Source organism: Streptomyces cathayae (assembly GCF_029760955.1).
Classification (GTDB): Bacteria; Actinomycetota; Actinomycetes; order Streptomycetales; family Streptomycetaceae; genus Streptomyces; species Streptomyces cathayae.
In genome coordinates, this window is the sequence record NZ_CP121682.1 from 6,858,474 (window position 1) to 6,882,911 (window position 24,438).

Annotated in this window: 25 protein-coding genes and 1 pseudogene; 15 read left to right on the forward strand and 11 right to left on the reverse strand. The window is 72.3% G+C overall.

All coding sequences use genetic code 11. The features are described 5' to 3' along the window. Positions 1-194 precede the first annotated feature (194 nt). Positions 195-662 (forward strand): DUF6214 family protein, encoded by a 468-nt coding sequence (locus tag PYS65_RS31435; protein ID WP_279337321.1) that lies wholly within the window; start codon positions 195-197, stop codon positions 660-662. An 18-nt stretch (positions 663-680) separates the two neighbouring features. Here the strand turns inward: PYS65_RS31435 and PYS65_RS31440 are convergent, their stop codons facing one another. Further along, positions 681-1,349 carry a DUF305 domain-containing protein gene (locus tag PYS65_RS31440; RefSeq protein ID WP_279337322.1) on the reverse strand — a complete coding sequence of 223 codons (669 nt, stop codon included), beginning with the start codon at positions 1,347-1,349 and terminating at the stop codon, positions 681-683. A 209-nt stretch (positions 1,350-1,558) separates the two neighbouring features. Here PYS65_RS31440 and PYS65_RS31445 point away from each other — a divergent pair, with 209 nt between their 5' ends. Continuing rightward, positions 1,559-3,070, forward strand: a complete 1,512-nt coding sequence (locus PYS65_RS31445) for an LVIVD repeat-containing protein (RefSeq protein ID WP_279337323.1) — start codon at positions 1,559-1,561, stop codon at positions 3,068-3,070. Here the strand turns inward: PYS65_RS31445 and PYS65_RS31450 are convergent. The 4 genes from PYS65_RS31450 to PYS65_RS31465 all read right to left on the reverse strand — a co-directional run bounded on the left by PYS65_RS31450 (position 3,067) and on the right by PYS65_RS31465 (position 6,499). Further along, positions 3,067-3,822 (reverse strand): TetR/AcrR family transcriptional regulator, encoded by a 756-nt coding sequence (locus PYS65_RS31450; protein ID WP_279337324.1) that lies wholly within the window; start codon positions 3,820-3,822, stop codon positions 3,067-3,069. The two genes, PYS65_RS31445 and PYS65_RS31450, sit on opposite strands and share 4 nt — an antisense overlap. Before the next feature lie 270 nt (positions 3,823-4,092). Further along, positions 4,093-4,785, reverse strand: coding sequence for a phosphatase PAP2 family protein (locus PYS65_RS31455; RefSeq protein ID WP_387039283.1), 693 nt, complete (start codon positions 4,783-4,785; stop codon positions 4,093-4,095). Between the two features lie 104 nt (positions 4,786-4,889). Next, on the reverse strand, positions 4,890-5,825 hold the full coding sequence (locus tag PYS65_RS31460; RefSeq protein ID WP_279337325.1) for a M56 family metallopeptidase: 936 nt from the start codon (positions 5,823-5,825) through the stop codon (positions 4,890-4,892). Positions 5,826-5,926: 101 nt separating this feature from the next. Beyond that, positions 5,927-6,499 carry a DUF5134 domain-containing protein gene (locus PYS65_RS31465; protein ID WP_279337326.1) on the reverse strand — a complete coding sequence of 191 codons (573 nt, stop codon included), beginning with the start codon at positions 6,497-6,499 and terminating at the stop codon, positions 5,927-5,929. Positions 6,500-6,653: 154 nt separating this feature from the next. Between PYS65_RS31465 and PYS65_RS31470 the strand changes: the two genes are divergently transcribed. Both PYS65_RS31470 and PYS65_RS31475 read left to right on the forward strand, forming a co-directional pair. Continuing rightward, on the forward strand, positions 6,654-8,378 hold the full coding sequence (locus tag PYS65_RS31470) for an FUSC family protein (RefSeq protein ID WP_279337327.1): 1,725 nt from the start codon (positions 6,654-6,656) through the stop codon (positions 8,376-8,378). After that, entirely contained in the window at positions 8,375-9,025 is a 651-nt protein-coding gene (locus PYS65_RS31475) for a MarR family winged helix-turn-helix transcriptional regulator (RefSeq protein ID WP_279337328.1), read from the forward strand. The genes PYS65_RS31470 and PYS65_RS31475 overlap by 4 nt, the downstream gene beginning before the upstream one ends. Before the next feature lie 40 nt (positions 9,026-9,065). Here the strand turns inward: PYS65_RS31475 and PYS65_RS31480 are convergent, their stop codons facing one another. Further along, entirely contained in the window at positions 9,066-9,467 is a 402-nt protein-coding gene (locus PYS65_RS31480; RefSeq protein WP_279337329.1) for a VOC family protein, read from the reverse strand. A gap of 93 nt (positions 9,468-9,560) precedes the next feature. Between PYS65_RS31480 and PYS65_RS31485 the strand changes: the two genes are divergently transcribed. Continuing rightward, positions 9,561-10,103 carry a GNAT family N-acetyltransferase gene (locus PYS65_RS31485; protein ID WP_279337330.1) on the forward strand — a complete coding sequence of 181 codons (543 nt, stop codon included), beginning with the start codon at positions 9,561-9,563 and terminating at the stop codon, positions 10,101-10,103. A gap of 6 nt (positions 10,104-10,109) precedes the next feature. On the opposite strand, the gene PYS65_RS31490 is transcribed toward PYS65_RS31485, so the two are convergent. Continuing rightward, on the reverse strand, positions 10,110-10,793 hold the full coding sequence (locus tag PYS65_RS31490) for a glycerophosphodiester phosphodiesterase (protein ID WP_279337331.1): 684 nt from the start codon (positions 10,791-10,793) through the stop codon (positions 10,110-10,112). 252 nt (positions 10,794-11,045) lie between these two features. On the opposite strand from PYS65_RS31490, the gene PYS65_RS31495 reads away from it, so the two are divergent. The 3 genes from PYS65_RS31495 to PYS65_RS31505 are packed head-to-tail and all read left to right on the forward strand — an operon-like array spanning position 11,046 to position 14,298. Continuing rightward, positions 11,046-12,443, forward strand: a complete 1,398-nt coding sequence (locus tag PYS65_RS31495; RefSeq protein WP_279337332.1) for a DUF6421 family protein — start codon at positions 11,046-11,048, stop codon at positions 12,441-12,443. A 38-nt stretch (positions 12,444-12,481) separates the two neighbouring features. Continuing rightward, the gene (locus PYS65_RS31500; RefSeq protein ID WP_279337333.1) at positions 12,482-13,228 is read left to right on the forward strand and encodes an SDR family NAD(P)-dependent oxidoreductase; all 747 of its coding nucleotides are present in this window, start codon (positions 12,482-12,484) and stop codon (positions 13,226-13,228) included. Next, positions 13,225-14,298 (forward strand): threonine aldolase family protein, encoded by a 1,074-nt coding sequence (locus PYS65_RS31505; protein ID WP_279337334.1) that lies wholly within the window; start codon positions 13,225-13,227, stop codon positions 14,296-14,298. Before PYS65_RS31500 ends, PYS65_RS31505 begins: the two co-directional genes overlap by 4 nt. 103 nt (positions 14,299-14,401) lie before the next feature. Here PYS65_RS31505 and PYS65_RS31510 read toward each other — a convergent pair whose 3' ends face one another. After that, a complete protein-coding gene (locus PYS65_RS31510) occupies positions 14,402-15,130 on the reverse strand; it encodes a lysophospholipid acyltransferase family protein (protein WP_279337335.1) in 729 nt (242 codons plus the stop codon). 377 nt (positions 15,131-15,507) lie between these two features. On the opposite strand from PYS65_RS31510, the gene PYS65_RS31515 reads away from it, so the two are divergent. The 4 genes and pseudogenes from PYS65_RS31515 to PYS65_RS31530 all read left to right on the forward strand — a co-directional run bounded on the left by PYS65_RS31515 (position 15,508) and on the right by PYS65_RS31530 (position 18,540). Then, positions 15,508-15,894 carry a thioredoxin family protein gene (locus PYS65_RS31515; RefSeq protein WP_279338138.1) on the forward strand — a complete coding sequence of 129 codons (387 nt, stop codon included), beginning with the start codon at positions 15,508-15,510 and terminating at the stop codon, positions 15,892-15,894. An 84-nt stretch (positions 15,895-15,978) separates the two neighbouring features. Further along, positions 15,979-16,507 (forward strand): annotated as a pseudogene (locus tag PYS65_RS31520) (flavin reductase family protein). A gap of 220 nt (positions 16,508-16,727) precedes the next feature. Continuing rightward, positions 16,728-17,516: an electron transfer flavoprotein subunit beta/FixA family protein gene (locus tag PYS65_RS31525; RefSeq protein ID WP_279337336.1), complete on the forward strand. Its 789-nt coding sequence runs from the start codon at positions 16,728-16,730 to the stop codon at positions 17,514-17,516. 61 nt (positions 17,517-17,577) lie between these two features. Then, on the forward strand, positions 17,578-18,540 hold the full coding sequence (locus PYS65_RS31530) for an electron transfer flavoprotein subunit alpha/FixB family protein (protein WP_279337337.1): 963 nt from the start codon (positions 17,578-17,580) through the stop codon (positions 18,538-18,540). A gap of 102 nt (positions 18,541-18,642) precedes the next feature. Here PYS65_RS31530 and PYS65_RS31535 read toward each other — a convergent pair whose 3' ends face one another. Beyond that, entirely contained in the window at positions 18,643-19,548 is a 906-nt protein-coding gene (locus PYS65_RS31535; RefSeq protein ID WP_279337338.1) for an endonuclease/exonuclease/phosphatase family protein, read from the reverse strand. A 227-nt stretch (positions 19,549-19,775) separates the two neighbouring features. Between PYS65_RS31535 and PYS65_RS31540 the strand changes: the two genes are divergently transcribed. Next, on the forward strand, positions 19,776-21,080 hold the full coding sequence (locus tag PYS65_RS31540) for a DUF6986 family protein (protein WP_279337339.1): 1,305 nt from the start codon (positions 19,776-19,778) through the stop codon (positions 21,078-21,080). Positions 21,081-21,092: 12 nt separating this feature from the next. Here PYS65_RS31540 and PYS65_RS31545 read toward each other — a convergent pair whose 3' ends face one another. Both PYS65_RS31545 and PYS65_RS31550 read right to left on the reverse strand, forming a co-directional pair. Beyond that, positions 21,093-21,920: a hypothetical protein gene (locus tag PYS65_RS31545; protein ID WP_279337340.1), complete on the reverse strand. Its 828-nt coding sequence runs from the start codon at positions 21,918-21,920 to the stop codon at positions 21,093-21,095. A 7-nt stretch (positions 21,921-21,927) separates the two neighbouring features. Then, positions 21,928-23,004, reverse strand: a complete 1,077-nt coding sequence (locus PYS65_RS31550) for a LacI family DNA-binding transcriptional regulator (protein ID WP_279337341.1) — start codon at positions 23,002-23,004, stop codon at positions 21,928-21,930. A gap of 211 nt (positions 23,005-23,215) precedes the next feature. On the opposite strand from PYS65_RS31550, the gene PYS65_RS31555 reads away from it, so the two are divergent. Both PYS65_RS31555 and PYS65_RS31560 read left to right on the forward strand, forming a co-directional pair. Further along, complete coding sequence (locus PYS65_RS31555; RefSeq protein ID WP_279337342.1) at positions 23,216-24,169, forward strand: ROK family protein; 954 nt, start codon at positions 23,216-23,218, stop codon at positions 24,167-24,169. Positions 24,170-24,246: 77 nt separating this feature from the next. Beyond that, on the forward strand, positions 24,247-24,438 hold the full coding sequence (locus tag PYS65_RS31560; protein ID WP_279337343.1) for a hypothetical protein: 192 nt from the start codon (positions 24,247-24,249) through the stop codon (positions 24,436-24,438).

The window sequence follows — 24,438 nt, forward strand, 5'->3', positions numbered from 1 at the left end:
GCGGAGGGGTGAAAGTGTCGTCTCCCCGACTCCTCGGCCGCACGGCCGAAGTGGCACCCGCTCCGCTGACAGGGTGCCGTCCACCGCTCGGGGTGCGTGTTCGTTCGTATGGAAAGTGCTCACGTGGTTACGTTGCGGGCGTGCTTGAGGAGTGCTTTCTTCATCTTTCCGATCGTTCTCCGGCGGACGGTGCCGTGTCCGTGTGGCCTGCCTGGGAGGTGCGCGAAGGGGAGCACACGACGCGCTGGTTCGATGTGCGGCTGACCTTCGCGGACGGAGCCGGGGTCGAGGCGCTCGCGATGGTGTCCGGGCACAGCGTCTGCGTCGAGGACGTACGGGCCCGGCCCGCGCTGTCGCTGGAGGACCTGGCGCTGTTCGCCGACTGGATCGAGGGGCCGCTCGCGCGGGCCTGCGGCGCCGAGGACGAACCGGCCGCCGGTGTCCTGTCCGGTACGGGGGAGCGGCGGACCCACGTGGTCGGGCCGCAGGGGCCCGTGGGGAGGCGTTTCGTGGCGCGGGAGTACCGCGCGGCCCAGGAGGAGGGCGCCGACCCGGTGCTCGCCGTGATGTGCGCGACCGGATACAGCCGGCGCGGTGCGCTGCGGGTCATCGGCCGGGCACGTGACGCGGGCCTGCTGACCCCGCGTCACACCCGGCGGTGAACGGCCCCGGCGCGGACGTCACAGGAGATCGCGCATCCGCGTGATCTCGCTCGTCTGCTGGGCCACCACGTCGTCGGCCATCTCCTCGATCTGGAGGTTGTTGCCCTGCGCCTTCACGTCCGTGGCCATGGTGATCGCCCCCTCGTGATGGGCGATCATCAGGGTGAGGAAGAGCTGGTCGAAGGTCTTTCCCTCGGCCGCGTGCAGGTTCTTGAGCTGGGCGGGGGTCGCCATCCCGGGCATCGCCGCATGGTCGTGGCCGTGGTCGTGCCCGTCGGCCTTCCTGGTCTTCTTGTGCGTCGTCAGCCAGCCCTCCATCGCCTTGATCTCCGGTTGCTGCGCGGCCGCGATCCGCTCGGCCAGCTTGACGATCTTCGGTGACTCGGCCCGGTCCGGGACCAGAGCAGTCATCTCCAGGGCCTGGGAGTGGTGCTCGATCATCATGCGGGTGTAGGAGACGTCCGCGGAGTTGGGGGAGTCGTCCTCGGCGCGCTGCTCCGCGGCCTCCGCGGCCGACAGGGTCCGGTTCGGCTGCCCGGGCTCGCCCGGGGCGATCACCGAAGGCCCTTCGGCCGCAGCCGGCTTGGCGTCGTCCGTGTCGGATTCGCAGCCCGCGAGCCCGAGTACGGCCAGGGCGGTCAGTCCGGTCGCGACGACGGACACGCGTGACACACGGCGGAAGAGCACGGGACCTCCTGTGGCTGGGGACACCCCCTCTGGGGGAGGGCTGCGGGACACCTCGTGAGTGCCGACGACCGTCCTAGCACGCTTCCGCGCGACAGTGATCGGAAAACTTCGTTATGAGTGTGTCGCGCACTGTTGTTATGTGCATGGCCAGGACGATACTGCCGGTGCACCACCCGTTCCGAGCCGAACGGTACAAGGGAGGAAAGACAGTGATCCTGTTGAAAGATCCCCGAACCCGGCGCAGACGGCTGGGAGTTGCCGCAGCAGCCGGGGGGCTGCTGGCCGCGCTGCTCACCGCCGCACCGGCCGCGGCGATCCCCGACCCCGGGGACGAGCCGACCGCCCCGAAGGAGATGTCCCGAAGCGCGCAGGCCGAGGTGCGTGAGGCCATCGAGAGCGGCGAGACACCCGCCCAGGACGAGGTCGTCCACTCCGACAACATCCGGCACGTGGCCAACATCCCCAAGGACGCGCTGACCGGGTTCAACTCGGACCTGGCGTTCCAGGGCCGGTACGCCTTCGCGGGCAACTACGACGGCTTCCGCATCTTCGACATCAGCAACCCGAAGTCACCGAGGACGGTGGCCCAGGTGCTGTGCCCCGGCTCCCAGAACGACATCTCCGTCTCCGGTGACCTGCTGTTCCTCTCCACCGACTCCTCGCGCAGCGACAGCAGTTGCAACAGCACCACGCAACCGGCGACCGAGAAGTCCTCGTGGGAGGGCATGAAGGTGTTCGACATCAGCGACAAGCGGAACCCGCGCTACGTCGCGGCCGTCGAGACCGCCTGCGGCTCGCACACCCACACGCTGGTGCCCGAGCGCAAGAACGTCTACGTCTACGTCTCCTCGTACTCGCCGAACGCCGCCTACCCCGACTGCCAGCCGCCGCACGACGGCATCTCCGTCATCAAGGTGCCGCGCAAGGCCCCGCACAAGGCGGCGGTGGTCGGGTTCCCGGTGCTGTTCCCCGGTGAGGGGCCCGACGGCGGCGGAAACCCGGGCGCGCCCACCCATCCGGGCGTCTCCAAGACCACGGGCTGCCACGACATCACCGTGCTGCCGTCCGAGGACCTCGCCGCCGGTGCCTGCATGGGCGACGGCATCCTGTTCTCCATCAAGAACCCCGAGCGTCCCCAGGTGATCGACCGGGTGCAGGACAACGTCAACTTCGCCTTCTGGCACTCGGCGACCTTCAACCAGCGGGCCGACAAGGTCGTGTTCACCGACGAGCTGGGCGGCGGTGGCGCCGCCACCTGCAACGCGGCCGTCGGACCGGACCGGGGCGCGGACGGCGTCTACGACATCGTCGGCAAGGGCGACAAACGCCGACTCGTCTTCCGCAGCTACTTCAAGATCCCCCGTCACCAGGCGGACACCGAGAACTGCGTGGCCCACAACGGCTCGTTGATCCCGGTCAAGGGCAAGGACCTCATGGTCCAGGCCTGGTACCAGGGCGGCGTCTCCGTCTGGGACTTCACCGACTCCTCGAAACCGAAGGAGATCGCCTACTTCGAGCGGGGTCCGCTGTCCACCGACCAGGTCGTCACCGGCGGCTCCTGGTCGGCGTACTACTACAACGGCCACATCTACTCGAACGACATCGCCAAGGGCCTCGACGTCCTGAGGATCGACGACCGGCGCACGGACCCGGCCAAGAGGATCCAGCTGCGCGAGTTCAACGCGCAGACACAGCCTGACTACTTCGACGACAGGGACTAGGCGCTGTCCGGGGCCGGGCGGCGGGGCGGGGCCGAGGGCTCCGGGGCCGGTTCGGTCGCGAAGAACCGCGACACATCCGCCCGGTCCGGCAGGCCCGTTGCGCCGGCTGCGTCCGTCCGGCCCGTCCGGTCCGGCGCACCCGTCCCGCCCGGCACCTCGGTGCCGGGCGGGACACCCAGCTCCCAGTCGAGCCGGTAGCGCTTGAACAACTCCGCGCGCAGTGTCTCGACGGGCATCGGCGCACCCGGCATCAGGGCCGAGAACACGGCGCCCATCAGCAGGGCGCGCAGCATCGGGTAGTCGCTGTCGACCTTGCTGGAGCCGTGCCGGGCGACGGTGTCGCTGAGCAGTTCGGCCAGGCGCCGCTGCTCGGGGCAGGGCAGGAAACCCTCGGCCTGCAGCAGCCCGGCCATGTGCTGGCGCATCAGCACGGGACGGTCGCGGGCCAGGCCCAGGATCGCGTCGATGGCCCGCGCCATCCGCTCCGGCCCGTCGTCGGTGCGCGGTTCGCGCTCCAGCGCTTCCTCCAGCGTCCGGTGCATCAGCCGGTGCACCGCGGACTGCACCAGATGGCGCTTCCCCGGGAAGTAGTACGAGACCAGACCCCGCGCGGACCCCGCGCGGTCGGCGATGTCGCCGAGCGTCGTCGCCTCGTAGCCGCGCTCGCTCACCACCTCGACGGCGGCTTGCAGAAGCCGTTCCTTCGAACGCCTCCGCAATTCTTCATTGACCGAGGGGCTGCGCGGGGACATGCTGGACTCCTGCATTGACTGGCCGACAGCCAACTATACTCAATGCGTCCGGTCGGGCCCCTGGTGGGCCCGCTCCGGGCTGCCGTTCTCCTCGGGCGACGCGGGGGATCGCCCGAGGGGGACGGCGCTGAGGAGCAGCCGCACCCCGGCCCTGCGGGCCGCCGCCCGGGCTGTCCGGCGCGTCGGCGCTCGTGCGTCCCGCCGAGCCGGCACCGGGAAGTGGTCACGGAGGCCCCGCGGGAGGATCCGGAAGACGCGGATCGTGCGGTCTCACGGGTGCCGCCGCCGGTGGACGCGCACCGCCACGGCCACGACCAGAGCGCCGAAGAGCCACCCCCCGAGCACGTCCGTCACCCAGTGGACGCCGAGCCAGACGCGGGTGAGACCGACGCCGGCCACCGAGAGCGCCGCCACGGTCACGGCCCACACCCACACGGCCCGGCTCACGCCGTGCCGGTGCAGGAGCCACAGCAGGAGACCGCAGACGATGGTGGCGGTCATGGCGTGGCCCGACGGGAAAGCCGCGTAGTGGGCCGAGTCGACCGGGTTCTCCCACACCGGGCGAGCACGGCCCACCGCCGCCTTCAGGACCTGCTGCAGCACCGTCCCCACGGCGCAGGTCACCACCAGCCACCCCGCGGTCCAGCGGGCCGCGTACCGGAACACCAGCAGCAGTGCGACCGCCCCGGCCAGCAGGCGCATGGTCCACGGGTCCCAGACCCAGTCCGTCAGGACGCGGGCCGTCTGGGTCAGCCCCGGTTCGTCCACCGCCCAGCGGTGGGTGGTACGGGCGACGTCCCCGTCCATCCCGGTCAGCGGGCGCCACTCGGCGCCGACCAGGATCAGCAGCAGTACCGAGCACAGGGCCGGCACACCGATGGACAGGGCGGCCGGGTGGTGCCGGTGCCCGGGTGGACGGGGCGGCGGCCCGAGGTCGGGGGGAGACATGTGGGGGGAGCGCATGAAGCGATCCTCGCCGACCGCCGGGGTCCGGGGCCAACACCGACGCCCTGAGCGCCCGCACGCCCCGGAGCGAAGAGAACCTCGGCGCACGCCTTTGGGCGGTGCTAGCCCAGAGCCCGCAGCCCGGGGGCGAACGCCACCAGGACCGGGATCACCGGAACCAGCGACGCAACGGCCGTCAGCCGCAGCCGGCGCCCCGCCGTGAGCCGGTCCGGGGGAGTCAGCAGCCGGTGCACCCGGGCCCTGATCTGGCCCTGGGAGGCCGGGCAGGGGCCGAAGACCCCGCGGTGCTCGTTGAGCTCGACCAGGGCGAGGGCGGTGGTCAGCCGGCCGAAGCGGCGGGAGGCCGTGTCGTCGGCGGCGAGCTCGACCAGCCGGTGCATCTCGTCGCGGAACGCGGCGAACACGGGTACCCGTGGGAACCCGTCCGCCAGCGCGGCGGAGCAGTGCAGCAGCCAGTCGTGCCGGGCCCGCGCGTGCCCCCGCTCGTGCGCGAGGACGGCGTCCAGCCGACGGCCCCTCAGCCGGCGCAACGCCGCCGTGGTGACGACCAGCCGGGGCGGGGAGCCGGGAAGCCACCACGCGTCGGGGTGCTCGCCCTCCAGGACCACCAGCCGCTCCGAGCCGGGGTCCTCGCCGGGCAGCAGCGGCGCCCGCACCAGGAGATCCTTCCGCCGGGCCCGCCGCCGGGCGCGGGCCCGTACGACCTCGCGGACCAGCATCACCGCGCTCCACAGCCCACCGCACGCCAGCGCGACCGCGGTGGTCGCGGCCGCCGGGCCGGCCGTACCGAGGGCGTACGCCTCCACCACCCCGCTCGGTGCCGTCGCGAACACGGGAGTGCCGACCGCCCGCGAGGCGGCCGCCGCGCTGAACGTCATCGACAGGGCACAGCACAGCAGCACGGTCGCGATCACGCACTGCCACACCCACAGCGCCACCACCGGCTCACGGTCCGGCCAGTCGGCCCGCGCGAGCAGCCTGGGACCGACGACGGCGGTCAGGACGCCGAGCAGCAGCAGCGCCGCGGGGAGCATCATGCGGCCAGCCTAGGAGCGCGGACCACCCCCGGACACGGCCCATCGGGCAAAGTGCCGCAGACAACGGTCCCGCTCGTCGGCCCGCGGCCGGCCGCCCCGCCTCACATCGTCAGCAGCATCGCCACCATCGCGATCCCCATGGACAGCCGGCACGCCAGCACCAGTTCGGGCCGGTCCCCCCAGCCCGGGACTCCGGGGGACCCCGCCCCGGTGGCCGCCGAGCGCTCCGGCGCGGCGGCCACCGGTACCAGCCGTACGCCCGTCACCAGCACGTACCCGGCGAAGTACAGCAGCAGGAGCCCGGTCAGCGCGGGTATGCCCACGCCGCCGTGCCCGTGCTCCCGGCCGGGGGAGGCGGCCATCGCCACCGCCATGTAGGCCATGGCTCCGGCGCCCACCGAATGGTGCAGATGGTGCGGGCTCCCGCGCCCTGTCCACAGGGCCTGCACCGCGGCCGCGCCGAACACCACCGCACAGGCGGGCCACGCCCACGGGGGCGGGGTGAACACCGCCGCCGGTACGGCCATCGCGGCCATGCCGAAACCCATCAGCGCCTCACCGCCCGCGGCACGGCGCTGTTCCCCGACACTGCTGCGCATCCGCAGCAGGCAGTAGGCGCCGGTCGCCGCGCAGAGCGCGACCAGCAGCCAGCCGGACGACGCCGGTCCGTGCACGCGTACCTCCCCCGGACCGCTCCACGGTCGGTCAAGGCATGCCCCGCCCGGCGGCGTGCACGCGGGCGCACAGGCGTACACGGGGAGCATTCGGGGGAGCACCGCTGGTCACCGCAATATTTTACGAGTAAAAGACCTGTTATCGTGGGACGTCATGAGCAGTGCGACCCCCACACCCACCCCCGACCCCAAGCCCCGGCGCTTCCCCGTGGCCAGCGTGCTGCGCCTCGGGCGGCCCTCCGACATCTGGTTCAAGCCCGCCCTCAGCGTGGTCGCCGCGGTCGCACCGCCCAACCTGATCCTGGTCGCCCTCGGCCGCCTCGACCTGGCCGCCTACACCATGGCCGGTTCCCTGTGCGCCCTCTACGCGCACAACCGTCCCTACGCCGCCCGGGCCAAGGCCCTCACGGGAGTCGTGCTCGGCATGCTCGGCGGCCTCGCCGTGGCCCTGGTCTCGGCCTCGCTCACCTCGAACGCCGTCATCCTGGTCACCGTCGGCGCCGTACTGGCCGCCGTGCAGAAGGTGCTGTGCGACGTCACCCGTATCGGCCCGCCCGGCAACGTGATCCTCACCTTCGTCAGCTCCGCCTCGCTGTTCGTCCCCCAGACCCTCGGGCAGGTCCCCGGCCATCTCGCGCTGGCCGCGGTGGCCGGGGTGTGGGCCTGGCTGGTCGGCATGGCGCCCGTACTGGTCCGGCCGCACGGCCCCGAGCGCCGCGCCACCGCCGACGCGCTGTCCGCCACCGCCGCGTACGTCGAGACCGGCGGCACCGGCGACGGCCACACCCGGGCCCGCGCCGCCGCCTACGCCGCCGTGCAGGCCGCCTGGCAGTGCCTGCTCCTCACCGGAACCCGCTCCGCCGCCACCCGCCGGGCCCTCGAACGGCTCGTGGTCCGCGCCGAGATCGCGCTCGCCGCGCCGGCCGACGCCGACCCCGCACTGCTGCGCGCCTGGGCCAGGGCGCTGCGCGGCACGGGCCGCCGCGTCCCGGGCGCCGACGCCCCCCTCACGGGCGCCGACGAACTCCTCGGGGTGGCAGCCGAGCGCGCCGTCCCCCCGCGCCCCCTGTGGCACCGCCTGGGGCCGCTCACCCCCATCGCCGTACGCACCGCCCTGGGCTGTGCCCTCGCCGGCTACGCCTCCCTGGCCGTCGGGGTCGGGCGGCCCTACTGGGCGCTCGTCACCGCCGCCTCGCTCTACCAGGCCAACCTCAGCCTCACCTGGAGCCGGACCGTGCAGCGGGTCGTCGGCAACCTCGTCGGCGTGCTGATCTTCGCGGCCGTCGCCCCGGTCGCCCACCTGGGGCCGCTCGCCCTCGTCCTGTGCTGTCTCGTCTTCAACTTCGGCGCCGAGGCGCTGATCGGCCGCAACTACTGGCTCGGCAGCGTCTGCGTGACCCCGATGGCCCTGCTCATCACCGAGTTCCCCGGTTACCAGGACACCGGCTCCCTGGTCACCGACCGTGTGGTGGACACCCTGATCGGCGCGCTGGTCGGCTTCGTCGCGGCCCTGGCCGTCACCAACCGGCGGGCGGGCGGCCGGGTCGAGAGGGCGCTCGCCACCGTGGACCGCGAGCGCGAACACACCATCCGTCTCCTGGCCGTCCCGCACACCGCCCTCGCCGCCCTGGAAGCCGCCCGCCGCGGCCTTGCCGCCGCGCTCGTCGACCTGCGGGCCACCGCCGACGCGGCCGCGGGCGAATGGTGGCTGAGCTCACTGCCGCAGGAACGGGTCGTGCTCGCCGAACAGGCGGGACACCGTACGCTCGCGGCAACGGTACGACGCCAGAGGGCGCTGACCGGCCCCGGCGCGGAGACGGAACCGGACACACACCCGGGCAGCGGGACGGACCCGGACACGAAGGACGGACGGCCATGACGACGACCGAGCGGCTCACGGCCGACGGCGGACCTGGAGGACTCACGGCCGAGGGCGGGCGTGCCGACGGGCCGCTCCCGGCCGGCCCCGGGCTCCCCGCCGCCGGGACAGGGACCTCCTCCGGTGCGGGAGGCCCGGCGGCCGACGGCGACACCGTGGCCGCGGTGGTCCGGCAGTGGCGGACCGTGTACCCCGGCCTCGACACCGGACCCATGGAGGTCATCGGGCGCATCAACCGCTGTGCCGCCCTCCTCCAGCAGGCCGAGGACGCCCCGCTGAGCGGGGCGGGACTGACCCGCCCCGAGTTCGACCTGCTCGGCGCGCTGCGTCGCACCGGGCGCGAACTGACTCCGGGCGAACTGGCACGCGAGACCTTCTCCTCGGGCGCCGCCGTCACCAAACGCCTCAAACAGCTCACCGGGCGGGGCCTGGTGGAACGCCGTGGCGACCCGCGCGACCGCCGCATGGCCCGGGTCCGCCTCACCGACGCCGGACGGGACGTCGTCGACGGCATCATGCCCGCGCAACTCTCCTACGAGAACGCCGTGCTCTCCGGTCTGGGCGGGCCGGACCTCGGCGAGCTGGCCGCGCTGCTCGGCGGGCTGCTGGTGGAGCTGGAAGGACGACTGGACGCCGTACGGGCGTGACGCGTCCTTCGCGCCCCTCCTCGGTCCCGGACCACCGGCCTCAGATTCCCGGCCGGTACCGCAGCGGATGGTCGGCCGGGGTCTCCACCAGGACGATGGGCGTGCCGTCCGGGTCGGCGGTCCACATCTCGATGAGGCCCCACGGCTCCCGCACCGGCGGCCGGACGATCTCGACGCCCTTGTCCCGGAGCTCCTCGTGGGCCGCCGCCACGTCCGCGACCTGGAGCCACAGCCGGGCAGCCGTGGCCGCCGGGGCCGCCGGGGAGTCGGACCGGCCGGACAGCTCCAGGAAGCCGCCGCCGAGGAAGTAGACGGTGCCGCGCTCCGGGCCGGTGCCGAACTCGCGGTACACGGCGAGGCCCAGCTGCTCGCCGTAGAAGGCGCGGGAGCGCTCGGGATCGGTGGGGCGCAGCAGGACGCGACTGCCGAGTACATGCACCATGCGGCCGAGCGTAGCGGCCGGGTTAGTCTCTTCCATGCCCTGGCCACGCCGGGAAGTGACGCAGAGGCGAGCGAGAAACCGGAGAAGTGCCCCATGGATACCGTCACCGAGAACGCGTTGACCTTCCGTGACGCCGCCGCCGCCGATGTGGAGGCCCTCGTCGCGCTGATCGAGTCGGCGTACCGGGGGGACTCCAGCCGGGCCGGGTGGACCACCGAGGCGGACATCCTCGAGGGGCAGCGGACCGACGCCGAGGGGGTGCGGCAGGTCGTCGAGTCCCCGGACAGCCGGCTGCTGACGGTGGAGCGCGAGGGCCGGATCGTCGCCTGCTGCCAGCTCGAGCACCGCGGCGACCACGCCTACTTCGGCATGTTCGCGGTCAGCCCCGAGCACCAGGGCACCGGGCTCGGCAAGGTGATCATCGCGTACGCGGAGCGCCTGGTGCGCGAGACCTGGGGCGCGACCGAGATGCACATGACCGTGATCTCGGTGCGCGAGGACCTGATCGCCTGGTACGAGCGGCGCGGCTACCGTCGTACGGGAAGGACGACGCCCTTCCCGTACGGTGACGAGCGGTTCGGTATTCCGCTCCGTGCCGACCTGCGGTTCGAGCTGCTGGTCAAGGAACTGGCCTGACGGCCCTCACGCGGTGAAGCGGCCGGTGCGCTTGATCTGCGGGTAGTCGGTGGTCGCGCCGTCGAGCCCGAGGGCCCGGACCAGCCTGAGGTGGTCCTGCGTGTTCACCACCCAGCCGATGATCCTCAGGTCCGCCTTGCGGGCCCGTTCGACGATCTCCAGGGTGAGGCGGCGGATGTTCAGGCAGACGGTCGCCGCGCCGACGCCGACCGCCCGCTCCACGATCTCGGTGTCATAGCGGCTCGCGACGAGCGCGGTGCGCACCCCCGGCACCAGGCGCGCGATCTCGGCGATCGCGTCGTCGTGGAACGAGGACACCTCGATCCGCTCCGTCAGGCCCCGCCGGTTCATCACCTCGGCCAGCGCCCTGGCTGCCTGGACGTCCTTGATCTCGGCCTGCAGCGGGGCCTGGACGGCCTCCAGCACCTCCGCGAAGACGGGGACGTGCTCGCCGCGGCCGGCGTCCAGGGCGCGCAGCTCGGCGACGGTCCGGTCGGCGATCGGGCCCGTGCCGTCCGTCGTGCGGTCCAGTTCCGCGTCGTGCATGACGACGAGTTCGCCGTCCTTGCTGAGATGCAGATCGAGCTCGATGACGTCCAGGCCGGCCTCCTGGGCGGCAACGAAGGACCGAAGGGTGTTCTCGGGCTCGACGCCCATGGCTCCGCGGTGACCGATGGTGAGGAAGTTCAAGATCCGACTCGCTTCCGTCGACGGCGGCGCAGGGCCGCGTCCCTACGGCCCTCCTGGACCGTATCGCCTGTGCCCGTTCCGTCCAGACGCTGAACATCATTTTTGAGGAGTGTCACCCACTCGAGTGGTGGGCAGGAAAAAATGCGGTGACCACCGGGGTAGCGCAGGATAATTTACGGAGACTCCTCTTGCTGGGGGAAACCCTGTATGTATACGGTCGGCGCACAAAGTTTCTTTTGCGGAGGATGGGACATGGCGGAAATTCTTGTGCAGGTGGGTGTGGAGGAGAGTGTTTCTCCGGCGGCAAGGGTGGTCGAGCACCCGGCGTGGCCCGTGCTCAAGGATGCCGTGCAGCGGATCCGGCCCTGGCAGGCGAAGGACGGCTCGATCGACTTCGACGCCGAGGAGGCCCCGGCCCGCGCCGAGGCCGAGGCCGCGGTGCGCCGGGTGACCGACGCGCTCGACGAGCTGTCCCCGCTGCTCCCGCACGACCGCGCCTACCACGAGGCCCTGGTGAAGGATCTGCGCCGCTGGGCCGAGGGCGGCTTCGAGGTGCCCGACTTCCTCGACTCGCTGCTGGCCTTCCAGCCCGCCGCGAGCCGCGAGGACGGCCTCCAGCACCTGGTGGTCTTCCCGATGTACACGCAGAACGGCAACCCCGACCGCAACCTCGAGGCGGTCGTGCTGCGCATGGTCTGGCCCGACTGGCTGGCCGAACTGGAGCGCACCCGCTACGACAACCCGCTGTTCTGCGGCATCACCTTCGAGGACTTCACCGCGGGCTACGACACCAACTCCGCGGTGCTCTTCCCCGAGACCATCGCCGTGCGCGAGGCTCCCGAGCGGTTCACCTGGGGCGGTATCTTCTGCGACCGCGAGGCCGCCCGCTTCCGCCGCGTCACCGAGGCCGCCGTCGACATCCTGGGCCTGGAGCTGCCCGGGGACGTCGCCGCCATGGTGCACGACCAGAAGCGCTGCGAAGAGGCGTTCGTGCTCTGGGACATGGTCCACGACCGCACCCACAGCCACGGCGACCTGCCCTTCGACCCGTTCATGATCAAGCAGCGCCAGCCGTTCTGGATGTACGGCCTGGAGGAGCTGCGCTGCGACCTCACCGCCTTCAAGGAGGCCGTCAAGCTGGCCGGCGACGGCGTCCCGCAGGCACGTGACGTGCAGGTCGCGGTGCTGTTCGACCGGATGTTCCGCTTCCCGGTCACCGGCGAGCGGGTCCGCAACTACGACGGCCTCGGCGGTCAGCTGCTCTTCGCCTACCTGCACAAGCACGACGTCGTCCGCTGGACCGACAACAAGCTCAGCATCGACTGGGACCGCGCCCCGCAGGTCACCAACCAGCTGTGCGCCGAGATCGAGACGCTGTACCGCGACGGCATCGACCGCCCGAAGCTCGTCCACTGGTTCGCCGGCTACGAGCTGGTCTCCACCTACCTCTCCCCGCACCCGGGATCCAAGTGGGCCAAGGGCCCCGAGGCACTGGACCTGACGCAGCCGCCGCGGAAACTCGTCGATGACGTGCTTCCGGACGAGTTTCCGCTGAGCATGTTCTATGAGGCACTGTCCAAGAAGCTGAAGAACGTGATCGCCTCGACCAGGGGCATCGTGGGGGACAGCGCCGAGCGGGTCGCCGCGTGAGCGACCTCGTTCACAACACTGCTCAGGAGGCGAGGACCATGGGGAACGGGGCGCTCGAGGGTGCGGTGATCGCGGTGGCCGGCGCGGGGGGACCCGCGGGGCGTGCGGCACTGCTCAGGCTGGCCGAGGCGGGGGCGACGGTGGTCGGCTCCGACAACGACCCGGAGCGGCTGGCGGCAGCCGTGGACGCGGCGCGCTACGCGCACGGCGGGGCCACCGTCACGGGTGACACGGTCGACCTGCTCGACCTGGATTCCACCCGCGAGTGGGCCACCCGCACCGAGAAGGAGTTCGGCCGGGTCGACGGCCTGGTCCATCTGGTCGGCGGCTGGCGCGGCAGCGAGACCTTCACCAAGACCAGCCTGGACGACTGGGACTTCCTGGAACTGCTGCTGGTACGCACCGTGCTGCACACCTCGCTCGCCTTCCACGAGGCGCTCCAGCGCAGCGACCGCGGCCGGTACGTCCTGATCAGCGCGGCCGGCGCCAGCAAGCCCACCGCGGGCAACGCGGCCTACGCGGCCGCCAAGGCCGCCGCCGAGACGTGGACGCTGGCCATGGCCGACTACTTCCGCAAGGCCGGGGGCGAGCAGGGGGCCACCTCGGCGGCTGCGATCCTGGTGGTGAAGGCGTTGGTGCACGACGCGATGCGTGCCGACCGCCCCAACGCGAAGTTCGCGGGCTTCACGGACGTCAAGGACCTCGCCGAGGCCATCGTCGGCGTTTGGGACAAGCCCGCCGCGGAAGTGAACGGAACCCGTCTGTGGCTCACCGAGAAGCCGTGAACCCGCCCAGGACCGACGCACGTCGTCATCACGACCCGGCCGTCCGTGGTTTCGCCAGCGACAACTACGCCGGGGCCCATCCGGAGGTGCTCGCCGCCCTGGCCCTGGCCAACGGCGGACACCAGGTCGCGTACGGCGAGGACGCGTACACGGAGAACCTCCAGCAGGTGATCCGCAGCCACTTCGGCCCCACCGCCGAGGCCTTCCCGGTCTTCAACGGCACCGGCGCCAACGTCGTCGCGCTCCAGGCGGTCACCGACCGCTGGGGCGCGGTGATCTGCGCCGAGAGCGCCCACATCAACGTGGACGAGGGCGGGGCACCGGAGCGGGTCGGCGGGATCAAGCTGCTCACCGTGCCCACCCCGGACGGCAAGCTCACCCCCGAGCTGATCGACCGGCAGGCGTACGGCTGGGAGGACGAGCACCGTGCCATGCCGCAGGTGGTGTCCGTAGCCCAGGCCACCGAGCTGGGCACGGTGTACACGCCGGAGGAGATGCGCGCCCTCTGCGAGCACGCGCACGCCCGGGGCATGAAGGTGCACGTCGACGGCTCCCGGCTGGCCAACGCCGCCGCCACCCTGGACGTGCCGATGCGCACCTTCACCAACGCGGCCGGCGTCGACCTGCTCTCCCTGGGCGGCACCAAGAACGGTGCCCTGTTCGGCGAGGCCGTCGTCGTACTGAACCCGGACGGCATCCGGCACATGAAGCACCTGCGCAAGCTGTCCATGCAGCTCGCCTCGAAGATGCGCTTCGTCTCGGTGCAGCTGGAGGCCCTGCTGGCCCGGGACCTGTGGCTGCGCAACGCCCGGCACGCCAACGAGATGGCCCAGCGCCTCGCCGAGGGCGTACGCGCCGTGCACGGCGTGGAGATCCTCCACCCGGTACAGGCCAACGCGGTCTTCGCCCGCCTGCCGCACGAGGTGAGCGAGCGGCTGCAGAAGCGCTTCCGCTTCTACTTCTGGGACGAGGCCGCCGGCGACGTCCGCTGGATGTGCGCCTTCGACACCACCGAGGACGACGTGGACACGTTCGTGGCGGCGCTCAAGGAGGAGATGGCGCACGCGTAGGGACCGCGTGGGGGCGCGGCCGGTCGGGAACACGTCGACTCCCGGCCGGCCGCGCTTTTGCGGCTGCCCCCGTTCTCGCCGTTCGCGGAGGGGGTGTCCGGGCTCAGCGTGCCTCGGCCTCGCGGACCTGTTCCGGGGTCGGGGCCGTCCCGCCGAGATGCGCCGGCATCCACCAGGTGTCGTCCTGGCCCCTGGGGCGCACCGGGTAGGCGCGCTGCGCGGCCTCCAGCAGCTCCTGGACGCGCTCCCGCAGCTGCCGGGTGATCGCGCCCGCGTACTTGTCCCTGGACGCCTCGAGCGCCTCACCGACACGCATGGTGATCGGGGTGTGACTGCGCTTGAAGTTGCGGGGGTGGCCCTTGGTCCACAGCCGCTGGGTGCCCCACACCGCCATCGGGATCAGCGGCACGCCGGCCTCCTGCGCCAGGCGCGCGGCACCCGACTTGAAGCTCTTCAGCGTGAACGACTGCGAGATGGTCGCCTCCGGGAAGACCCCCACGATCTCGCCGGACCGCAGCGAGTCGAGCGCGTGCGCGTACGCCGTCTCGCCCTGCTTGCGGTCCACGGGGATGTGCTTCATCCCGCGCATCAGCGGACCGGAGACCCGGTGCCGGAACACGGAATCCTTCGCCATGAAGCGCACGAGGCGCTTCTGCGGGAGGGCGGCGAGGCCGTTGAAGACGAAGTCCAGGTAGCTGATGTGGTTGCTCACCAGCACGGCGCCGCCCGATCGCGGGATGTTCTCCGAACCCTGGCAGTCGATCTTGAGGTCCCACACCTTGAACAGAGTCTGGGCGAAACCGATCACGGGGCGGTAGACGAGTTCTGCCATGGGTGGGGTGGAACCCTTCCTGCTCTGTCTGGGAAGGGGACTCCCAGCCGAAGTTACGCAGCCGTAGGTTTACGGCTTGTCGCTGATGGTGCCCCAAGAACGACCGGCGAACCAGCCCTGAGGGCCGCCTGCGGCGAGATTCTCGTCACGTCCACCCCCTTGATCCACCTCGGGCTTTTGCGTCGCCGTTACCCCGTGCGCCCCGTCGTCCGCCGTGGGAGCGGGTGCATCCTGCGACCCTCCCGCGTCGATGCCCGTGGAACAAGTGTCCCGTACGCGAATCCGTACAGGACACCGGGAATCTTTGCGGCCTCGTGAACGCTACGAAGGGTCGGTGACCGGGCTGACCGGACCGACGGTCATGACGGTGTGTGCCGGTGCTCGCGGCGGCGAGTGCCCACGGAGTGCCGCGGCGGCGGCGGAGCGGGAGAGTGCGGGTGCGCGGGCGGGACGACGGCAAGCGGCTCCGAGCGCCGGAACTCGGTGCGGAACTGGGTGAACGCGCCACACTGGTGCAGTTCTCCAGCGCCTTCTGCGCACCCTGCCGGGCGACCCGGCGGGTGCTCGACGAGGTGGCCGGCCTGGTCCCGGGCGTGGCCCATGTGGAGATCGACGCCGAGGCCCACCTGGACCTCGTACGCCGGCTCGAGATCCTCAGGACGCCGACGGTGCTGGTCCTCGACGCCGACGGCCGTGTCGTGCGGCGGGCCGCCGGGCAGCCGCGCAAGGCCGATGTGATCGCCGCGCTGGGGGAGGCGATGTGACGGAGGAGCGCCCCCCCCGTGAGTCATCTCCCATATTCCGGGGCCGACTTGACGGTGCGTGGCCCCCGTCGTCAGCCTGACATCATGTTCTCGGCGTACTCGAAGTGCTCGGAACTCCTTCACCCCCGGTGGGTGCCCGCCTCGCCGGAGCTGCTGCGCTCCGTCTTCCGGCAGCACGCGGCGGGCGTGGCGGTGATCACCGCGCGTGGGGAGTCCGGCCCGGTCGGCTTCACCGCCACCTCCCTCGCCTCGGTCTCGGCCGATCCCCCCCATGCTCTCCTTCGGTGTCGGCACCGGGGGCGCCAGCTGGCCCGCCATCGCCGCGGGCGACCACGTCGGGGTCCGTGTGCTGGGTGAGCACCAGCGGGAGCTGGTGACCACCTTCGCCCGCCCCGGCGCCGACCGCTTCGGCGCGGCCACCGCCTGGCGCGAGGGCCCCGAGGGCGTCCCCGTGCCAGGCGGCGTCCTCGCCCGGGCGGTGTGCGCGGTGGTGGCCCGGGTGCCCGCCGGTGACCACCGGATCGTGCTGGCCGAGGTCCTGCTCGGCGACCACACCGGCCCCGGCCGGCCCCTCGTCCACCATCAGGGCCGGTTCCGCGCACTGCGCGACTGACCGGGCCGGGGGTCCCTGCTGCGGGCCCGTCGGGTTCCGGTTACGCTGCGTTGCGAAGGTCACAGTTCAAAGCGCTTGCTCAGCGGGAAAGAACTGGGTGTACTGGCGAGTAATATTTTGTTGGGAAGAGTGCTTCGCCCCGATCGGGAACGGCCGTTTGAGGCGCTTATGCTGCCTGAAGGCAGGCAGCCAGAAATGACGATGCAGTAGGAGAGCCGGCGTGAGCTTGAGGATCGTTGTCCCCGTGAAGTATGTGCCCGACGCCACGGGCGACCGGCACTTCGCCGATGACCTGACCGTCGACCGCGACGACGTGGACGGTCTGCTCTCCGAGCTGGACGAGTACGCGGTCGAGCAGGCGCTGCAGATCTCGGAGAACTCCGACGACGACGTGGAGATCACCGTGTTGACGGTGGGTCCGGAGGACGCCAAGGACGCGCTGCGCAAGGCGCTGTCCATGGGCGCCGACCAGGCGATCCACGTCGAGGACGACGACCTGCACGGCACCGACGCGATCGGCACCTCGCTGGTGCTGGCCAGGGCGATCGAGAAGGCCGGCTACGACCTGGTCCTCTCCGGCATGGCCTCCACCGACGGCGTCATGGGTGTGGTGCCGGCGCTGCTCGCGGAGCGCCTGGGCGTGCCGCAGGTGACGCTGCTGTCCGAGGTGGCCCTGGAGGACGGCACCGTCAGGGGCCGCCGGGACGGCGACGCCGCGACCGAGCAGCTCGAGGCGTCGCTGCCGGCCGTCGTGTCGGTCACCGACCAGTCGGGCGAGGCGCGCTACCCGTCGTTCAAGGGCATCATGGCGGCGAAGAAGAAGCCGGTGACCTCCTGGGACCTGTCCGACCTCGACCTCGAGGCGGAGGAGGTCGGCCTGGAGGGCGCCTACACCGTGGTCGAGTCGGCGACCGAGCGCCCGGCCCGCACCGCGGGCACGATCGTCAAGGACGAGGGCGAGGGCGGCAGGCAGCTCGCCGCCTTCCTCGCGAGCCAGAAGTTCGTCTGAGCCACGCGGCCCAGCTCGCTTCCCGCCCCTCATCTTTCGCAAGCAGGAGAGAAGAAGTCCCATGGCTGAAGTTCTCGTCTACGTCGACCACGCCGGCGGCGCGGTCCGCAAGCCGACCCTGGAGCTGCTGACGCTGGCCCGCCGCATCGGCGAGCCGGTCGCCGTCGCGCTGGGCGACGGCGCCGCCGACACCGCCGCCACGCTGGCCGAGCACGGCGCGGTGAAGGTCCTCACCCACGAGGCCGCCGAGTACGCCGACTACCTGGTCGTGCCGAAGGTGGACGCCCTGCAGACCGCGGTCGCGGCCGTCTCCCCGGCCGCCGTGCTGGTCTCCTCGTCCGCCGAGGGCAAGGAGATCGCGGCCCGCCTGGCGCTGCGCCTGGGCTCGGGCGTCATCACCGACGCCATCGACCTGGAGGCCGGCGAGGCGGGCCCGGTGGCCGTGCAGTCGGTGTTCGCTGCCGCCTTCACCACCCGCTCCCGTGTCTCCAAGGGCATCCCGGTCATCACGGTCAAGCCCAACAGCGCGGCCGTGGAGCCGGCCCCGGCCGCCGGTGCGGTCGAGGCCCTGGACGTCACGTTCTCCGAGCAGGCGAAGGGCACCAAGGTCGTCTCGCGTACGCCGCGGGAGTCGACGGGCCGTCCGGAGCTGACCGAGGCCGCGATCGTGGTCTCCGGTGGCCGCGGGGTCAACGGCGCGGAGAACTTCGCGGTCATCGAGGCGCTCGCCGACTCCCTCGGTGCGGCCGTGGGTGCCTCGCGTGCCGCGGTGGACGCGGGCTGGTACCCGCACACCAGCCAGGTCGGCCAGACCGGCAAGTCCGTCTCGCCGCAGCTGTACGTCGCCGCCGGTATCTCCGGTGCGATCCAGCACCGGGCGGGCATGCAGACCTCGAAGACGATCGTGGCCGTCAACAAGGACGCCGAGGCCCCGATCTTCGACCTGGTCGACTACGGCGTGGTCGGCGACCTGTTCGACGTGGTCCCGCAGCTCACCGAGGAGGTCAAGGCCCGCAAGGGCTGACCGTCCCCGCACTGTACGAGGCCCCCGCGACCGCACCTCGAGTTCCCGTGGTCGTGGGGGCCTCGGCCTGTCCCGGCGCCTCCTGTTCCGGTGCGGCGCCGGTCATCCCGGGGTCAGTGACGCCTGTACCGGCAGATGGTCGCTCGGGTACCGGCCGTCCAGGGAGAAGGTGTTGACCGAGGCGCGGTGCACCGTGGCGCCGGGTGTGGTCAGGACCCAGTCGATGCGGGCACCGTCCGGCACGAGCGGCCCGTACCCGTGGAACGTCCCGTAGGGCTCGCCCCGGCCGGCCGCCGCGTCCCAGGTGTCGACGAGACCGGCGCCCAGCAGCGTGCCGTACACCGGGTTCCCGTGGGCGGCGACGTTGAAGTCCCCCGTCACGATCACCGGCAGGGAGCGCGCGAGGCCGGCGACGCGCTCGGCGATCAGGGCGGCGGCCCGCTCGCGTGCGTACTGGCTGGCGTTGTCCAGATGGGTGTTGAGGACGTAGAACTCCCGGCCGCCGGCGCGCAGATCGCGGAAGCGGACCCAGGTGACCATGCGGAGGTGGGCGCTGCCCCAGGTGTTCGAGGCGATCGTGTACGGCATGTCGGACAGCCAGAAGTGGTCGTACTCCAGCGGGGCGAGCCGGCGGGTGTCGTAGAGGACCGCCATGAACTCGTCGCGGCTGCCGCCCGCCCGGCCGGTGCCGATCCAGTCGTAGGACGGCCCCAGATCGGCCTCGATGTCGCGCAGTTGCTGGTGGAGGCCCTCCTGGGTGCCGATGACGTGCGGCTGCTCGCGGCGCAGCAGCCGGCGCGTCACGGGTCTGCGGGAGGCCCAGCTGTGGGGTTCCGCCGTACTCGCGAAGCGCAGGTTGAACGACATGACCTCCAGCGGCCGGTCCGGACGTTCCCGGGCCGAGGCGGGCTCGGGGGGCAGTGCCGTACTGGAGAGCGGAAGCGCGACGGAGGCGGCGAGCGCGGTTTTCAGTCCCAGGCGGCGCGTGACTCGGCTGTGGTTCGGCACAGAAGCTCCTTCGCTGGTGCTGTGCGGCGGTTTCCGGGCGAGTCGGGCGGAGACGGCGAGTACAAACAGTGCCAGAGGGACGTGAACATGCCGAGAAGGTGGAGTGGATCGGGCTGTGAGCGAGGCGTAAGACGGTGTTGACCGGCGCGGAGGCCGCCCGATAGCTTCGTTAGCTTCGTTCGACGGATTATTGATTCCGTACCGCGGAAGACGGGCGGGTGTGGGAGATGAGCCAGGGCCGGCAGGAGCAGGTCGCGACGAGCCTCACGGACGCCGTCGGCGCGGAGATCGGCGCCTTTCTGGCGCCCGTCGACGCCGAACTGGCGCGGCGCTATCCCGGAGACCCCGGCACCCGCCAGCCCGTCCACACCGTCTACGTCCCCGGCGACGCCTTCACCGCCGGGACCCTCCGCTCCTGGGGCGACCAGGCCCTGGCCACGCTCGACGAACACGCCCCGGACGCCGCCTCGTTCGCCGACGCCATCGGGCTGGACCCGGCACTCGCCGAGGACGTGTACGGCCGCGTCCGCTCGAAGCTGGAGCGCGAGCCCGTCGAGGATCTGCGCGTCGACTTCGAGGACGGCTACGGCAACCGCCCCGACGCCGAGGAGGACGAGACCGCCGCCCGCGCGGCCCTGCTGATCGCCGAGGCGTACCGGGACGGCACGGCCGCCCCCTGCATGGGGATCCGGATGAAGTGCCTCGAGGCCGCCGTGCGCGACCGGGGCATCCGCACCCTCGACATCTTCCTCACCGGCCTGGCCGAGGCCGGCCCGCTGCCCGCCGGACTGGCGCTGACCCTGCCCAAGGTCAGCTGTCCCGAGCAGGTCACCGCCATGGTGCGGCTCCTCGAGGCGTTCGAGGAGGCGCGCGGCCTCGAGCCCGGCCGGCTCGGCTTCGAGATCCAGATCGAGACCAGCCAGGCCGTCCTCGCCGCCGACGGCACCGCCACCGTCGCCCGGATGATCCAGGCCGCCGCGGGCCGCGCCACCGGACTGCACTACGGCACCTTCGACTACAGCGCCTGCCTCGGTGTCTCCGCGGCCCACCAGGCCAGTGACCATCCGGCCGCCGACCACGCCAAGGCCGTCATGCAGGTCGCCGCCGCGGGCACCGGCGTACGCCTCTCGGACGGCTCCACCAACGTCCTGCCCGTCGGCCCGACCGCACAGGTCCACGCGGCCTGGCGGCTGCACCACCGCCTCACCCGCCGCGCCCTCGCCCGTGCCTACTACCAGGGCTGGGACATGCACCCCGGTCACCTTCCCACCCGTTACGCGGCCGTCTTCGCCTTCTACCGCGAGGGCTTCGAGCAGGCCGCCGCCCGGCTCGCCCGGTACGTCGACCGGACCGCCGGTGACGTCATGGACGAGCCCGCCACCGCCAAGGCCCTCGCCGGACACCTGCTGCGCGGCCTGGACTGCGGCGCCCTGGACCTCGCCGAGGTCGCGCGGGCGAGCGGTCTCACCCGCGCCGGCCTGGAGGGCTTCGCGTCCCCGCGCCGCGGCGGCCCGGCGGCCTCCGCCCGGTAGCCCCGCCGCCGGCTACGCGCGGGGCGGCGACGAGGACACGCCGGCGCCCGGGCTCCCCGCCCGCCGGGACCGTACGTACCGCTCCAGACCCGACGACGTCACCAGGTGCTCCTCGGCGAACACCCGCGTGCCCCGCGCGCACAGCAGCCGGTCGGCACGGGCCCGCGTACTGAACTGTTCGGCGGAGACGCCGAACAGTTCCCGCAACCTCCTCGATCCCATGAGGAGTCCGGTGAGCAGGGGGCGCTGCCCGCAGTGGGTGCGCGGGGCTCCGGTGCCGTCGTGCAGGACGCCGTGCCGGTTGACGTAGGCGTGGGCGCCGGGGAGCGGGGTGCCGTCGGGGAGTTCCACGCGGACGTCGGGTGCGGGCAGCCAGGCGCGGTCGTAGTTGCCGTCCGGCAGCGGCACGCCCTCGCTCGCGTCGATCGCCGAGAGCTGCTCGGCGTCGAGCCAGATCACGAACAACTCCCGTTCGACACCGGGGGCCTTGAGCGGAGAAGCGGACACATAGCCCATCCGGCTCACATGCGCCGAGACGCCCACGTCGACACCGGTCACCCGGGCCCGCACCATGGGGACGGGCGAGGAGATTCCGAACCGGGCCACCTTGTGGCGCAGTTGGCCGGGGCTGGCGTTGGAACCGAAGGCGAGGACGGGCACCCGGTCCTCGTGGACCAGGCGGTCCAGCGGCAGCAGCCGGTCCCCGTCGAGCAGCCCCGACTCCCGTGGCCACGGCCCCGGATACCGCAGCGGGTGCTCGCGCGGCGCCTCGGCCAGGCCCAGCGCCCGCAGTGTGCGTCCTGCGGGACCCGGGTCACCGGTGCGGTCCTCGGTGGACACCGCGGGCTCAGTCCGCCGGGGGCAGTTCGCCGGAGCCGCGTGTGATCAGCCGGGTCGGCAGCTCGATGCGCTCGGGGGCGCGCAGGGTGCCGTCCAGCTGGCGGAAGAGGCGCTCGGCCGCGGTCCGGCCGAGGGCCGCCGCGTCCTGGGCGACGACCGTGACACCCGGCTGGAGCAGATCGGCGAGTTCGATGTCGTCGAAGCCGACGAGCGCGACCTGACGGGACTGCTCGGTCAGGACCCGGATCACGGTGACGGTCACCCGGTTGTTGCCCGCGAAGACCGCGGTGACCGGGTCCGGGTGGGAGAGCATCTCCTCGGTGGCCCGGCGCACCCGCTCGGGGTCGGTGACGCCGAGCGAGATCCAGGCGTCCTCCACCTGTATGTCCGCGTCCTCCATGGCGGCGCGGTAGCCGCGCAGCCGCTCGGACGCGGTGTGGATGCCCGGCATGTCACCGATGAAACCGATCCTCCGGTGCCCGTGGGCGATCAGGTGCGCCACGCCGTCACGGGCACCGCCGAAGTTGTCCGAGAGGACGACGTCGGCGTCGATGAGGCCAGCCGGCCGGTCCACGAAGACCGTGGCGACGCCCGCCTTGAGCTCCGGTTCCAGATACCGGTGGTCGTCACCGGCCGGAATCACCACCAGCCCGTCCACCCGGCGGGCGCACAGCGCCAGCACCAGCTCCTGTTCGCGGTCGGCGTCCTCCGCGCTGGAGCCGTTGATCAGCAGCGCGCCGTGCGCGCGGGCGACCTCCTCGACCGCCCGGCTCAGCGGACCGTAGAACGGGTCCGCGAGATCCTCCAGGACCAGACCGACACTGGCGGTGCTGCCCTTGCGGAGCACCCGGGCGCTGTCGTTGCGGCGGAAACCGAGGGCGTCGATGGACTCCTGCACCCGGCGCTCCGTCTCCGGCGTGACCCCGGGCTCGCCGTTGACCACCCGCGAGACCGTCTTCAGTCCGACTCCGGCGCGGGCCGCCACGTCCTTCATGGTCGGACGGTTGCCGTAACGGGGCCCTGAGAGGCGGTCGGTGCGGCGGGGCGTCTCCGGCACGGTGCGGTGTCCTGTCCTGTCGACCACGGGATGCGTGGATCCATGGGCTTGTATGAGGATGTGGCGTCGAGCATAGAGCCTGGACAACGTTGTCAAGCTCGGGGGACACTGTTCGTCGCGCACTCCGGCCCGCGGACCACCGCGAGATCGAGGTGTGACTCGCCCTGTGTGTCGGTTCCTGGCCGGGCATGGGTCATTTCGGCGCTTTTTGACAGTTGACGGGGGAGATCCGACACTGATGCACACCGACCTCGTGGCGGCGCTCGACATCGGCGGTACCAAGATCGCCGGCGCACTGGTGGACGGCCGCGGCCGGATCCTGGTCCGTGCCCAGCGGCCGACACCCGCCGAGGAGGACGGCGACACCGTGATGCGGGCGGTCGGGGCGGTGCTGGCGGAGCTCACCGCGTCCCCGCTGTGGGAGAACGCGGGCGCGGTCGGCATCGGCAGCGCCGGCCCCGTGGACGCCTCGGCGGGCACCGTGAGCCCGGTGAACGTGCCCGGCTGGCGTGACCACCCGCTGGTCGCCGGGGTCCGGGAGGCGACCGGCGGACTGCCCGTGGAACTGATCGGCGACGGTGTGGCGATCACCGCGGCCGAACACTGGCAGGGCGCCGCCCGCGGCCATGACAACGCGTTGTGCATGGTCGTCTCGACCGGGGTCGGCGGCGGACTGGTGCTGGGCGGCCGGCTGCACCCCGGGCCGACCGGCAACGCGGGGCACATCGGCCACATCAGTGTGGATCTCGACGGCGACCCGTGCCCGTGCGGCTCACGCGGCTGTGTGGAACGCATCGCGAGCGGCCCCAACATCGCCCGCCGGGCCCTGGAGAACGGCTGGCGCCCCGGACCGGACGGCGACACCTCCGCCGCCGCGGTGGCCGCCGCCGCCCGGGCCGGGGACCCGGTGGCCGTGGCGTCGTTCGCCCGGGCCGCGCGGGCACTGGCCGCCGGGATCGCGGCCACCGCGACCCTCGTCGAGATCGACATCGCCGTGGTCGGCGGGGGAGTGGGCAAGGCGGGCGAGGTCCTCTTCGCGCCTCTGCGGCAGGCCCTGACCGAGTACGCGACCCTGTCCTTCGTCCAGCGGCTCGTGGTGACACCGGCGCAGATGGGCACCGACGCCGGCCTGGTGGGCGCGGCGGCCGCGGCGCTGGCGAGGCGGAAGGACCCGGCCGCCGCGGGCGTCTGAGGGCGGCCGGCCGTACACATCACGCCGTGTTCGCCGTGCCGCGTGACCCCGAGGCGGTTCCGGCAGTTGGGCCGGGCATGAAGAAGCGCAGCATGCTCGCCATCGCCTCCCTCGCCACCGGCTTCGTCGTCGCGGCGATCACCCCCTCGCACGCGCTCGGTGAGAGCCTCGACAGCCTCCCCGCCGGCGACGCCCTCAGCGCCCTCGACCGGACCGTCGCCGACGAGAGCCCGCTCCTCGCCGACGACGACCGGGAGGCCAGGGGCTGA